This is a genomic window from Streptomyces sp. CA-249302 (assembly GCF_050936785.1).
Taxonomy (GTDB): Bacteria; Actinomycetota; Actinomycetes; order Streptomycetales; family Streptomycetaceae; genus Streptomyces.
The window spans coordinates 4717871-4730607 of record NZ_JBNJMG010000001.1; the positions used below are offsets into that span (position 1 = coordinate 4717871).

The 12737-nt window shown below is 71.5% G+C and carries 12 protein-coding genes; 5 read left to right on the forward strand and 7 right to left on the reverse strand.

Annotated features, from left to right (window positions below):
- Positions 1-15 precede the first annotated feature (15 nt).
- The 7 genes from ACQEWB_RS20995 to ACQEWB_RS21025 all read right to left on the reverse strand — a co-directional run bounded on the left by ACQEWB_RS20995 (position 16) and on the right by ACQEWB_RS21025 (position 6489).
- Positions 16-906, reverse strand: coding sequence for a hypothetical protein (locus tag ACQEWB_RS20995; RefSeq protein WP_432833199.1), 891 nt, complete (start codon positions 904-906; stop codon positions 16-18).
- Positions 903-2735 carry a GMC family oxidoreductase gene (locus ACQEWB_RS21000; RefSeq protein ID WP_432833201.1) on the reverse strand — a complete coding sequence of 611 codons (1833 nt, stop codon included), beginning with the start codon at positions 2733-2735 and terminating at the stop codon, positions 903-905. The genes ACQEWB_RS20995 and ACQEWB_RS21000 overlap by 4 nt, the downstream gene beginning before the upstream one ends.
- Positions 2732-3130, reverse strand: coding sequence for a hypothetical protein (locus tag ACQEWB_RS21005; RefSeq protein ID WP_432833203.1), 399 nt, complete (start codon positions 3128-3130; stop codon positions 2732-2734). Before ACQEWB_RS21005 ends, ACQEWB_RS21000 begins: the two co-directional genes overlap by 4 nt.
- A gap of 161 nt (positions 3131-3291) precedes the next feature.
- The gene (locus ACQEWB_RS21010) at positions 3292-4308 is read right to left on the reverse strand and encodes a DNA-directed RNA polymerase subunit alpha (RefSeq protein WP_432833205.1); all 1017 of its coding nucleotides are present in this window, start codon (positions 4306-4308) and stop codon (positions 3292-3294) included.
- A 396-nt stretch (positions 4309-4704) separates the two neighbouring features.
- Positions 4705-5700, reverse strand: a complete 996-nt coding sequence (locus ACQEWB_RS21015) for a hypothetical protein (RefSeq protein WP_432833207.1) — start codon at positions 5698-5700, stop codon at positions 4705-4707.
- Positions 5697-6272: an RNA polymerase sigma factor gene (locus ACQEWB_RS21020; protein WP_432833209.1), complete on the reverse strand. Its 576-nt coding sequence runs from the start codon at positions 6270-6272 to the stop codon at positions 5697-5699. The genes ACQEWB_RS21015 and ACQEWB_RS21020 overlap by 4 nt, the downstream gene beginning before the upstream one ends.
- The gene (locus ACQEWB_RS21025; protein WP_432833211.1) at positions 6250-6489 is read right to left on the reverse strand and encodes a hypothetical protein; all 240 of its coding nucleotides are present in this window, start codon (positions 6487-6489) and stop codon (positions 6250-6252) included. The genes ACQEWB_RS21020 and ACQEWB_RS21025 overlap by 23 nt, the downstream gene beginning before the upstream one ends.
- Positions 6490-6847: 358 nt before the next feature.
- On the opposite strand from ACQEWB_RS21025, the gene ACQEWB_RS21030 reads away from it, so the two are divergent.
- The 5 genes from ACQEWB_RS21030 (at position 6848) to ACQEWB_RS21050 (ending at position 12714) form a co-directional block, all read left to right on the forward strand.
- On the forward strand, positions 6848-7507 hold the full coding sequence (locus ACQEWB_RS21030) for a glycoside hydrolase family 11 protein (protein WP_432833213.1): 660 nt from the start codon (positions 6848-6850) through the stop codon (positions 7505-7507).
- Positions 7504-8172, forward strand: a complete 669-nt coding sequence (locus ACQEWB_RS21035) for a polysaccharide deacetylase family protein (RefSeq protein ID WP_432833215.1) — start codon at positions 7504-7506, stop codon at positions 8170-8172. The genes ACQEWB_RS21030 and ACQEWB_RS21035 overlap by 4 nt, the downstream gene beginning before the upstream one ends.
- A gap of 78 nt (positions 8173-8250) precedes the next feature.
- A complete protein-coding gene (locus tag ACQEWB_RS21040; RefSeq protein ID WP_432833217.1) occupies positions 8251-9807 on the forward strand; it encodes an oxidoreductase in 1557 nt (518 codons plus the stop codon).
- A gap of 162 nt (positions 9808-9969) precedes the next feature.
- Positions 9970-11625 carry a TROVE domain-containing protein gene (locus ACQEWB_RS21045; protein ID WP_432833219.1) on the forward strand — a complete coding sequence of 552 codons (1656 nt, stop codon included), beginning with the start codon at positions 9970-9972 and terminating at the stop codon, positions 11623-11625.
- A gap of 147 nt (positions 11626-11772) precedes the next feature.
- Positions 11773-12714 (forward strand): N-acetylmuramoyl-L-alanine amidase, encoded by a 942-nt coding sequence (locus tag ACQEWB_RS21050; protein WP_432833221.1) that lies wholly within the window; start codon positions 11773-11775, stop codon positions 12712-12714.
- Positions 12715-12737: the final 23 nt, after the last annotated feature.

Here is a 12737-nt window from a genome sequence, read left to right on the forward strand (position 1 = left end):
GGCGACGCCGTCCACTCAGGCCGGGCGCGCTCCCTCGGGCGTGCGGGGAATGCTCTGCGGGCCCAGGTAGTACGGCCGGTTGTGGGCGGCCACCGGGGGTGACTGGTAGGTCCAGGCGCCGGCGGCGGGGGTGTCGCCCAGGAGGTGGTGGATGTCCCGGCCCAGGTCGCTGTCGGGGGCGTGGACGGTCAGGTGGACGCGGTCCGTGTGGTGCGGGGCGCTCAGGTCGAACCAGCGGTAGGGCTGGTAGACGTTCATGGGGCCCGCGAGGGCCCGGCCGTCGGCGTCGGTGCCATAGCCGGTGATGGGCGTGTTGTTGGCGGGGGCGGGTGTCAGGGCATCCAACTCGGCGGTCAGAGAGACCAGTTGTACGTCCGCATGCACCAGGGTGTTGTCCTGCGCCACCTCGGCCCCCTTGCAGTGCACGGTCCAGGTCTCGCCCGCCGGACCGTTCAGGGACGGCAGGTCGACCTCGAACCAGCCCGGGTACTTCGGCTCGGCGTACAGCTCGCGGCCGGCCGTGATGGCGTACGGGTTGTCGCAGACGACGTGGATGCGGGCGATGCCGAGGAGTTTCGTCTGGTCCCAGCCCTGCGCGTACTGCGCGTAGGTCAGCTCGGGGATCTGGTCCGCCTGGTCCGTGGGGAAGGCGATGACGTTGTACTCGATCTCCTGGGTGACGCCCCCGCCGAACGCGTACTGCGCGAAGTAGAGCTGGTAGTTGAACGAGACCAGGGCCCGGCCGCCGTCGAAAGTGGCGGCGGTCAGAGCGGGGTGGTGCTTGGCGAGCAGCTCGCGGACCGGTTCCGCCTCGGTGAGCCAGTCGATGCCGATGTGGTGCAACGCGCCGTAGTGGAAGGGGAGTTGGAAGGGCTCGGCCACGGGCGGGAGGGGCAGCGGGCTCATGCGGGTACTCCTGGGGTGAGGGTGGCGGGGCGGTCCCGTTCGGCCAGGTCCGCCTCGATGCGCTCGGCGCTGCGCAGGGCCAGGGCCGCCATCGTCAGGGTCGGGTTGGAGGTGGCGACGGAGGGCATGCTGCCGCAGCCCACGGCGTACAGGCCGGGGTGGTCCCAGCACCGCTGCCACGGGTCGACCACGGAGGTGCCCGGGGAGTCGCCCATGATGTGGGTGCCGGCGGCATGGCCGGCGCCGCGGTAGCCGTAGTGGCGGCCCTTGTGCTCGAAGCGGCCGGGCCAGGCCGCGGCGGGCTCGTAGTCGGTGTGGTCCTCGGCGCCGAGCAGGGCGAAGATCTGGTCGGACGCGCCCTTGGCGGCGGCCATGCCCTCCTTGACGTGGTCCGACAGGTCGTAGGTGACCTGGGGGCGGGGCAGGCCGAGTTGATCGCGTGCGTGCGGGTGGAGGGTGACGCGGTTGGCGGGGTCGGCGCCCTGCTCCATCTCGAACTGGAACGTGAACTGGCGGCGCACCCGGTCCCCGACGGCGCGCCGCAGCTCCGCCCCGAACAGGCCTTTGTCGTGGATGAGTTGGGCCACGTCGCCGTCCACCGGGCCCTTGGCCCACACCCAGCCCCAGTTGCCGACCTCGATCCGGAAGGGGGCCCGCGCACGCCGTTCGGGTCCGGCGCGGAAGCCCTCGAAGCCCGAGGTGGAACCGGGGCCGCGGTAGGGGTCGACCGGTTCCGGCATGAGACCCCAGGTGAGCAGCACCGGGTGGTCCATCAGGTTGCGGCCGACCTGGCCGCTGCGGGTGGCGAGCCGGGAGAGAAGGAGCAGGCGGGCGTTCTCGATGGCGTGTGCGGCGAGTACGACGACGTCTGCGTGGACCTGGGTGACCTGGCCGTCGTACGAGAGGTGCTCCACACCCGTGGCGCGGCCGTTCCCGTCGACGAGCACGCGGCTGACCACGGCCCGGTCGACAAGGGTGACCGAACTCCCCCACTGGCCCTGCGTCTTGAGCGGGGTGTACTTCGCGTACGAGGGGCAGTGCGGGATGCAGGTCGCGTTGCCCACGCACCGGCTGGTGGGGTCGGGCCGGCCCTGGGCGCCGCGTGGGACGTAGCCGCGCCCGCCGTCGTGGTCCGGGTCGGGCACGCTGTTACGGGCCTGCGGGGTGCCGACCACCCGCAGTTCGACCTCGTTCAGCGTCACCGGGTCCCTGACGCGCCGTCCGTCGAGGCTCGCCGCGAGGAGGCGGTCCAGGTGGCTGAGGGGCAATGGCCGCATGGGGAAGGCGTAGTCCTCGGGGAAGCCGAGTCCGACGTGCGCGCGCTGCTCGCCGGCGTCGGCGGACACCCCCAACTCCCCTTCCGCCGCCCGGTAATGGGGTTCCAGGTCGTCGTAGGTGAGGGGCCAGCGGCGCCCGTACCCGAAGGCCTCGGTGTCGAAGTCCTCCGGCAGCATGCGCGGGGCGAGGCCGGTCCAGACGTTGCCGGTGCCGCCGTTGGCCCGGACATAGCCGCTGGCGTACGGGAGCGGGCCGTCCTGCAGCAGGTGGCCGGCCGTGCGGAAGCCGGGGGCGCCGTCCGTGCCCGTCAGGTCGGTGACCTCGGGCCAGTCGGCGGCGGGGTTGGGCCGGTGGGCGGAGCCCGGCACCTTCGCGGATGCCGTGGCGTACCGGTCGAGGGCCTCACGGTGGCCCCGCGCGGGGTCGGTGACACGCTCCCCGGCCTCCAGGACCAGGACCCGGCGGCCCCGGTGGCCCAGCTCCTTCGCCACGAGCGAGCCCGCGATCCCGGCACCGACGACGATCACGTCGTACACGCCGAAGCGGCTCACAAAGAGCCCGCCCTGGAGGGGGAAGACGACGGGGCGGCGGCCCAACTGCCGTATCCGCCCGGCGCGGTGGCCGGAGCGGCGAGTCCCGCGGCCTTCCAGACCAGCCCCTCGGCGTAGGCGCGCGCCGACACCACGAAGGGGGACGGTTCCGGCCAACTACCCGTGTACCAGAGGTGAGTGAGGGCGCGGGCGGCAGCGCGCAGGTCGTCGTCCAGCTCGCCGAGCGGGTCTCCGCCCACCGCCAGCAGCCGGTCTAATCGTTCCCGGCCCAGTTGCTCGGCGGCCACGGCCAGGTAGGTCCCGGCGAGTCCCGTGCCCCGCAGGGCCACCGCGTCGAATCCGGTCAACTCCTGCGACAGCAGGGTGAATTCCGCCGTCTCGTCTGTTGTCTGCACGAGGGCATCGGTGCCCCTGAGACTCGTCGACCATACTGAGCCGCCCACGTATGGCCGGAAACGTACGCGGGTGCGAGGTCGTCGCCGTCGGGCTCCACAGCGGGGAGCCGGGTGCGGAAGGCCGGTGAACAGCTCCGGCTTTCCGCACCCTGGCGCGACCCTCAGTACTGCTCGGTCTCCACGAAGCCCGCGTCCGCGTTGTCGTCCGCGTCGAAGGCGGCGGCGGTCGGGTCGAATCCGGGCGGGCTGTCCTTGAGGCCGAGGCCCAGGCCCGCCAGCTTCGCCTTGACCTCGTCGATGGACTTCGCACCGAAGTTGCGGATGTCCAGCAGGTCGGCCTCGGAGCGGGCCAGGAGCTCGCCCACGGAGTGGACGCCCTCGCGCTTGAGGCAGTTGTACGAGCGGACCGTGAGCTCGAGCTCCTCGATCGGCAGCGCGAGGTCGGCGGCGAGGGCGGCGTCCGTCGGGGACGGGCCCATGTCGATGCCCTCGGCGTCGATGTTCAGCTCACGCGCGAGACCGAACAGCTCGACCAGCGTCTTGCCGGCCGAGGCCATGGCGTCACGCGGACGCATGGCCTGCTTGGTCTCGACGTCGACGATCAGCTTGTCGAAGTCGGTCCGCTGCTCGACACGCGTGGCCTCGACCTTGTACGTGACCTTGAGCACAGGCGAGTAGATGGAGTCGACCGGGATACGGCCGATCTCCTGGCCCAGCTGCTTGTTCTGCACGGCGGAGACATAGCCGCGACCGCGCTCGACGGTCAGCTCCATCTCCAGCTTGCCCTTGCCGTTGAGCGTGGCGAGGACGAGGTCGGGGTTGTGCACCTCGACACCGGCCGGGGGCGCGATGTCGGCGGCAGTGACCAGACCCGGACCCTGCTTGCGCAGGTACATCACAACGGGCTCGTCCTGCTCGGACGAGACGACCAGCTGCTTGATGTTGAGGATCAGGTCGGTGATGTCCTCCTTGACGCCCGGCACGGTGGTGAACTCGTGCAGGACGCCGTCGATCCGGATGGACGTGACCGCCGCACCAGGGATCGAGGACAGGAGAGTACGGCGCAGGGAGTTGCCGAGGGTGTAGCCGAAGCCCGGCTCCAGCGGCTCGATCACGAACCGGGAGCGGAACTCGTCGACGACCTCTTCGGTCAGGGACGGACGCTGAGCGATCAGCACGAGGTATTGCCTCCAGTGTTTGGCGCCCGCTATGTGACGCCGTGGACACCACGAGGGTACGGGCGGTTCGGCCTCCAGCCCTACACGTGGGTGGGTTCGCCCGGCCTGGAGCGCTGGACGACCATGACCTGACGGTCGTCGCCGGGGGTCTCCGGTTGGTCGGTCACGGCGACGGCCAGGCCCGCCGCGCCGGTCCGGGATCTGCCGTCCGCGCCGGTGAGGAGGGTGTCGGCGGTCCGCCGGCAGCGGCCGGTCCGTACGCCCGGTTCGAGCAGGACCGGTGGACTCAGGTGGACTCAGGTAGACGTAATCCGCATCGGAATGGGGCCGCGGGCCGCCCGTTCGACCCGAGCCCGGCGGCCCGGGCGACGCTCGACCTCCTCGGGGTGGCGGAGGTCACGCCTCCGCGTGGATCGCGTGGTCGCACGGCTCGGCGGCGATGACGAGGACTCCGCGCTCCGCGCCGGACGGCAGCGAGGCACGCCGGATCAGGGTCGCCCACTCCCCCGGCCAGGTGGTCGTCGCGTCCCACAGGATGCCTTCCAGGAGTACGCCGTCCAGTCTCGCGTTGCCGAGATCCGCGCCGATGAAGTCCGTGCTGGCCCGCTCGACCTCGGCGACGGCCCTGGCCAGGGCATCCGCCTGGTCGCAGCCCTGGGTCAGGTCGTCGACGAGGTCCTGTGCCACGGCGTCGACGCCGCACGGGTAGCCGGGCGGGGAGGCGCCGAGGGTGGCTATCGCCGGGCCCAGCACCTCGTCGAGCAGCTGCTGGACGCGGTGGAGTTCGTGCAGGAGCCGCTCGGCGGGCTCGGCGAGGGCCGACTCGACGGCGACGAGATAGTCCAGCCCGGTGAGCGTGACCGGGATGGGCCGCGGCTTGGGCAGCCGGGCCATCTCCCGCAGCTGGCCGCGCAGTTGCTCCACCACCGGCTCCACGCGCGCGAGGGGCTGGGCGGGGTCCTCCAGGAGGTCGCTCAGGTCCTGCACGGTGCGGACGGCGGCCCGCATGCCCTGGGCCAGATCGGTGGGCCAGTAGCGGTGGGCGAGCCGCAGTGCCTGCTGACGGTATTTCACCCGAACCGGCGACGGCCGGCCGGAGAGCGGGCCGCGCTGTGCAAGCCGTGCCTCGAGCCCGGGGTCGCGCCGGTCCAGGGCGGCGCGGCTCTCCCGGGAGCGGCGCCGGGTGACGGCGGTCCCGACGGACCGGTGGGTCGCGGCGAGGAGGCGGTCCAGGGCGAGATCGGGGCAGCGCAGCTCGGGGGGCCCGCCCTGCGCGGCGATGCGGTCGCCGACGGCGGTACCCAGTTGTTCGTGGACCCTCAGCAGCAGCGCGTCCAGGCCGTCGTCGATGCCGTCCGCCGCCTCCGGCGGACGCGGGTCGCGGTCCGTCACGTCGTCCTCCTCTCATGGTCGAAGCGGCCTTCGAGCCGCATGCCCTGCCGCAGCGCCGCTCTGGCCCGGGTCAGGTTCTGGCGTACGGCCGCCTGTGTGGTCCCCATGGCGCGGGCGCTCTCCTCGGTGGTGAACCCGTCGAGGTGCCAGGCCATGGCGGCCCGCTGCTTGGCCGGCAGCTGATGCAGCAGGGCGATCACCCGGCGCTCCTCCTCGCCGAGTTCCGCCGCGTGCGCCGGGGTCTGCCAGCGCAGGCTGGTCTCCGGCTCGGGGATCTCGGCGCAGGCCTCCTCGGGTTTCACGTGCTGGCTCACCCAGCACCGCCAGGCCACCCGGCGCAGCCAGGCCCGGGGGTGGGTCAGCGACAGCCCGGGCACGCACATCTGCGTGAACGCGTCCTGCGCGGCGTCCTGCGCCTCCGTCCAGGAGGCTCCGTGGTAGAGCAGGAACCTGATCAGCGCGGGGTACTGCTCGTGGTGGAGCGCCTCGGCGAGTTCGATGCCGGGCAGTGGCGCGGTGCCGGTCTCGACGTGTTCGGCGAGGCCCACGTCAGTGCTGAGTGCCTCCTCCACGACGGCCACCCCCGTTCCGGCGGGCCGCGGCTGGTCGGAGGTGGCGGCCGGGGCGGGGCTGCCGCGCCGTGGTGCAGCGGATCCGGTCCGTCTGTCCGGCCTCGGTGATGCGTGCTATCTCCACCTCGGCGCTCGCCCGCCGCTGGGCGATCTTCACCGTGCCGTTGACGACAGCCACGGTCACGGTCACCACCGCTCCGACGATCACAGGATCCATGCCGCTCGTTCCCCTTCCGGATGGCCTTCTCTGACACCGCCCGCGCACCGTGGGCACCACAACAGTGCCGATTTCTCCGGGAGTTGTGACATTCGGCTGGTCACGGGGGTGCCCCACTCCCTGGATTCGGCTCCCTGGATTCGACCGGAACTTATTCGAAACGTTCGTAACTCAATCCAGCCCACATCGATCTTCAATTCCCTCCGTCCGAATGGCCAAAAGTCACCCAGCTCGAACTATCCAGCTCCGAATGTTTCGTAACAGTTGCCGAAACCATTGACGCTTGACCGGGACAGGCCAACACTGTCGGACCAAATCCCACCGACCCCGACGCCCGTACGACGAGGAGGCATCCGACATGGATCCCATGACCCGCAGGGGCGCCTGCGCACTGCTGCTGGGCGGCAGCGCGGCGCTGGCGCTGCCCGGTACCGCTCGTGCCGCCACCGTCATCACCACCAACCAGACCGGCACCGACAACGGCTTCTACTACTCGTTCTGGACGGACGCGCAGGGCACGGTCTCCATGACCCTGGGCTCCGGCGGGAACTACAGCACCAGCTGGAAGAACACCGGCAACTTCGTCGCCGGAAAGGGCTGGAGCACCGGGGCCCGCCGCAATGTCACGTACTCGGGCAGCTTCAGCCCCTCCGGCAACGGCTACCTGTCCCTCTACGGCTGGACGTCCAGCCCGCTCGTCGAGTACTACATCGTCGACAACTGGGGCACCTACCGGCCCACGGGGACGTACAAGGGCACCGTCACCAGCGACGGCGGCACGTACGACATCTACCTCACCACGCGGTACAACGCCCCGTCCGTCGAGGGCACCAAGACCTTCAACCAGTACTGGAGCGTGCGGCAGTCGAAGCGCACGGGCGGCACCATCACCACCGGCAACCACTTCGACGCCTGGGCCCGCGCCGGGATGCCCCTCGGCAGCTTCAAGTACTACATGATCCTCGCGACCGAGGGTTACCAGAGCAGCGGCAGCTCCAACATCACGGTGTCGGCATGAGGAGCGCCAGGACGTTACCGGCCCTCGCCGCCGTCGCGCTGGCCGCCACCGGCACCCTCACCCTGCACGCCACCCCGGCCCGGGCCGCCACCTGCAACGGCTACGTCGGCCTCACCTACGACGACGGCCCCTCCGGCAACACCCCGGCCCTGCTCAACGCGCTGAAGCAGAACGGTCTGCGGGCCACGATGTTCAACGAGGGCCAGTACGCCGCCGCCTACCCGGCCCAGGTCAAGGCACAGGTCGCGGCCGGGATGTGGGTCGGCAACCACAGCTACACCCACCCGCACCTGACCCAGCTCACCCAGGCACAGATCGACTCGGAGCTCTCCCGGACCCAGTCGGCCGTCGCGGCCGCGGGCGGCGGTACGCCGAAGCTGTTCCGGCCGCCGTACGGCGAGACCAACGCGACCGTGAAGACGGTGGCCGCCAAGTACGGCCTGACCCAGATCATCTGGGACGTGGACTCGCAGGACTGGAACGGCGCCGGTACGGACGCGATCGTGGCCGCCGCCGGACGGCTCACGGGCGGCCAGATCATCCTCATGCACGACTGGGCCGCCAACACCCTCGCCGCGGTGCCGCGCATCGCACAGGGCCTGGCCGCCCGCGGCCTGTGCGCGGGCCAGATCTCCCCGACGACGGGCCGCGCCGTCGCTCCCTGAAGGCATGCCTGTGGCGACGGCCGGCCGTCGCCACAGGCGCCCCGGCCGACATCCCCGAGCGGTCGGTACGCTCCCCGTGTGCTGTCGTACGACGAACTGACCGATCCCGAGCGGGAGTTGTGGGACGCCTTCCCCGAAGGGCGTCGGGTGGACCTGCGCGTGGGGGACGAAGCAGACGACCGCGTGGCGGGCGGAGAGGGATGGGGACCCGAGCGGACCGTGCGGGCCGCGGTGATCGCCGCCCTGCTGCTCGGCGCCCGCGGGGCGGAGGCCGGTGCCGTCGCCTCGCTGAGGCTGGTCGGCGCCCGGGTGTCCGGTCGGCTCAACCTCGGCGGTACGCAGATCGGTTGCCCGATGTGGTTCGAGGACTGCTGGTTCGACGAGAGCGTCGACCTCTTCGGCGCCGAGACCCGCACCGTCGCGATCACCGGCAGCCGCATCCCGGGCCTTGAGGCCGGGTCGACCCGTATCGAGGGGCGCCTGGACCTGGTCCGGTCGACCATGGAGGCCAACACCGTCTCCTCCTTCCACCACAGGATCAGCGCGCTGTCCATCCCTCACGCGCACGTGACCGGCGGCATCTTCCTCAACGGCGCCGTCCTGAACGCCCCCGAGGGGTGGGCCCTGTCGGGCGGGGGGTTGGTCGCGGACGGTGGTGTCTTCTGCCGCGGCGGATTCGTCGCGCACGGTGAAGTGCGGCTGCTGGGCGCGCAGTTGTCGGGCGGCCTGTTCATGCGGGGCGCGCGCCTTGAGCACCCCGGCCCGCGCGGCGTCGCGCTCGCCCTGGACAACGCCGTGAGCACCACGCTCGACTTCTCCGGCGGTTTCACGGCGAACGGCACCGTACGCCTGCGCGGCGCCCGCGTCTCGGACAACCTGACCTTCGAGGGGGCCGTACTGAACGGGCCGCCCGACGGCGACGGCCCCGCCCTGGTCTGCATGCTGACGCAGGCCGTCGACTTCCACCTGACCCTCGCCCGCCCGCCGTCCGGCACCGTGGATCTGCGCGGCGCGCAGGTGTCCCAGCTGCACGACAGCGAGCAGAGTTGGCCGGAGGTGGTGGAGCTGGACGGCTTCGTCTACGGCGCCGTCAAAGTGGCCGAGGCCGGCGGGCACCGGGAGGCGCTGGCGGGGCCGGACTCGGCGGCCCGGCGGGTGGCGTGGATACGCCGCAGCCCCGGCTACAGCCCGCAGCCGTACGAGCAGTTGGCGAGCTGCTACCGCAAGGCCGGTCACGACGACGACGCCCGCCGCGTGCTCCTGGCCAAACAGCGCCACCGGCGCCGCTCCCTCTCCCTGCCGGCCCGCGTCTGGGGCCACCTGCTGGACGCCACAGTCGGCTACGGCTACCGCCCCTGGCTGGCCGGCGTCTGGCTCCTCCTGCTCACCGCCCTGGGCACGACGGTGTTCGGTACACACACCCCCACCCGGACCGAGCAGGACACGGGCGCCCCCTTCCAGCCCCTCGTCTACACCCTCGACCTGCTGATCCCCATTGGCGGCCTCGGCCAACGCACCGCCTGGTACTGGCGCGACGGCACCCTCCAGTCGCTCTCCTACGTCCTCATCGGCTTCGGCTGGATCCTCACGACGGCCGTCATCGCGGGCATGACCCGAACCCTGCAGAAGAACTGACCAACCAGCAGCCAGGTAAATCGAATGCGCTCCCGCGGCTCCCCGCGTAGCGTCCTTCCCCGACGCCTTCCGATGCGCCGCGCCCCGGTTACTTCCTGTCGAGACAACACCGGTGCCCACTCTTGATCTCGGAAGGCGCGCCTGCTTCAGGGGGACCTCTGCATGACCCGGTTCAACCGCGGGCGGGCCAAGTCCGAGGCCAGGAACGAGATCCTGGCCGAGATACCGGGCCTGACCGCCGGCGGAGCGACTTCCTCGCTCTCCACCCACGGACAATGGCTCACCGTCCCGGCGCCGGGAGCGGTCCGGCCCAACCACGAGGGCGGCCCCGGACACGTCCGCGAGCCCAAGGCCGAACTCTTCCTGCTGGCCATGGCCAACATGGTCGGCCAACGCAGCTTCTACGAGAACGCACAGTCCCGGGACGATCGTTACGCCCGCCTGATCCACGAACTGGCCGTCAGTGACCCGGAGTGGACCCTCGGACTGCTGCGCTGGCTGCGCACCGAGGCCCACATGCGCTCGGCGTCCGTGGTCGGCGCGGCCGAGTTCGTGCGGGCCCGGCGCGAGGCCGGGCGGGTCGGCTTCGCGCGGCAGGCCGTGGACGCCGTACTCCAACGCCCCGACGAGCCGGGCGAGTTGCTCGCGTACTGGACCTCCCGGTACGGCCGCACGCTCCCACAGCCGCTCAAACGCGGGGTCGCGGACGCGGTACGGCGGCTCTACACCGGGCGGGCGCTGCTCAAGTACGACACCGCCTCGCGCCGTTTCCGCTTCGGTGACGTCATCGAGCTCACCCATCCGTCACCGGATCCCCACCGGCCTTGGCAGGGCCCGCTGTTCCGGTACGCCCTCGACCGGCGTCACCGCACCGACCGCGCGATGCCGCCGACCGGCGAGGCGCTGCTCGTCGCGCACCACGCGCTCATGGCCGTACCGGTCGAGGAGCGGTACGCGCTGGTCACCGCGGCCGGCGGGGCCGAGCGGCTCGCGGCGGCCGGGATGACCTGGGAGGCACTGGCGGGCTGGCTGCGGGGGCCGTTGGACGCGGCGGTCTGGGAGGCCGTCATCCCCGCCATGGGTGCCATGGCGCTCGTGCGGAACCTGCGCAACTTCGATCTCGCGGGCGTCGGCGACCGGACGGCCGCCGAGGTCGCCCGGCGGATCTCCGACCCGGCGGAGGTGTGGCGCTCCCGGCAGTTCCCGTTCCGCTATCTCGCCGCCCACCGCAACGCCCCCTCCGGCCGCTGGGAGCAGGCTCTGGAGGCGGCTCTCGCGCACTCCCTCGCCAACGTGCCCGCGCTGGACGGCCGGACGCTGGTCCTGGTGGACCGGTCGGGCTCGATGTTCGACCTGCCCACGGCCCGGACGCAGCTCAACCGGGCCGACTCCGCCGCGATCTTCGGCACGGCGCTGGCGATGCGGGCCGAGCGGGCCGACCTGGTGGAGTTCGGCACCGGCAGCCGGGTGGTGCGCTGGACGCCGGGCGAGTCGGTGCTGCGGGTGCTGGACCGGTTCCACGACCTCGGCGGCACCAACACCGTCGGGGCGGTCTCCCGGCACTACGACGGTCACGACCGCGTGATCGTCGTAACCGACGAACAGGCGCACTGGTCGAGGTGGTTCGACCCGTTCACCGTCGTTCCGCCGCACGTCCCCGTCTACACGTGGAACCTGGCCGGTTACTCCAAGGCGCATGGCGCGCCCGGCCCGCACCGGCACACCTTCGGCGGGCTCGGCGACGCCGCGTTCCGGCTGATCCCGCTGCTGGAGTCGGGGCGGGACGCCAAGTGGCCGTGGGAAGCCGTCGGTTCCTGAGTTTGGTGGGAACACCGCGCGGCGTGTGGCTTCCGTGCCCCGCACCCGGTACGAAAGCGATTGCCGCCCCGCACGCGGCCACATGCGTCAACTCCCTTCACAGGAAACCCGGTTACCTTGCCGGATTTACCCGAAAGGACCGCAGTCATGGCCACACCCCTGACCGCAGCACAGATGCTCGCCGCGCTGAAGGCCGAGGGCCTCACCGTCCACGAGCACACCGGCTGGACGACCCACAACCGGGACGCGGCGACCGGCAAGAGCTTCGGCCCCGTGATCGGCGTACTGATCCACCACACCGCCGGACACGGCGACAAGGAGCTCTGCTACAACGGCAGATCCGACCTCCCCGGCCCGCTCTGCCACGCCTGGCTCGGCAAGACCGACGGCCTGTGGACCATCGGCAACGGCCGCGCCAACCACGCCGGCGCAGTCGACCTCGACGTCCTCGACGCCCTGCGCGAGGAGCAGTCCCCGCTCCCGACGGACAACCAGGCCAACGCCGACGGCAACGACTGCCTGTACGGCCTGGAGATCGAGAACCTGGGCAACGGGAAGGACCCCTACCCCGACGAGCAGTACCGCCAGGCCGTCCTGTGGGCCACGGCCATCTGCCGCGCACACGGCTGGTCCGAGAAGTCGGTCGCGGGGCACAAGGAGGTCCAACCCGGCAAGGTCGACCCGAGCTTCGACATGGACGACTTCCGGGCCGACGTGAAGAAGCAGCTCGCCACGACGGCCACCAAGACCTCCCCCGCCCCCACCAAGCCGACCAAGCCGACCAAGGCGTCCAAGCCCCGCGTCGACCTGTCCCGCCTGGTCGCCGCTGCGAAGACCGACCCCGCCGCCAAGCAGGGCCACGTCAGCTACATGGCCGGCACCAACCTCACCGAGGCGGCCCTGGTCAAGCTGGGCTACCTCGCCAAGACCTACGCGGGCGACGGCTCCTTCGGTACGACGACGATCGCGGCGTACGCCAAGTGGCAGCGCCACCTCGGCTACTCCGGCGCGGAGGCCGACGGCATCCCCGGCAAGATCTCCCTCGGCAGGCTCGGCGACAAGTCCGGCCTGTTCACGGTCGTCGCCTGAACGACTCGCCCGAACGACGGCGC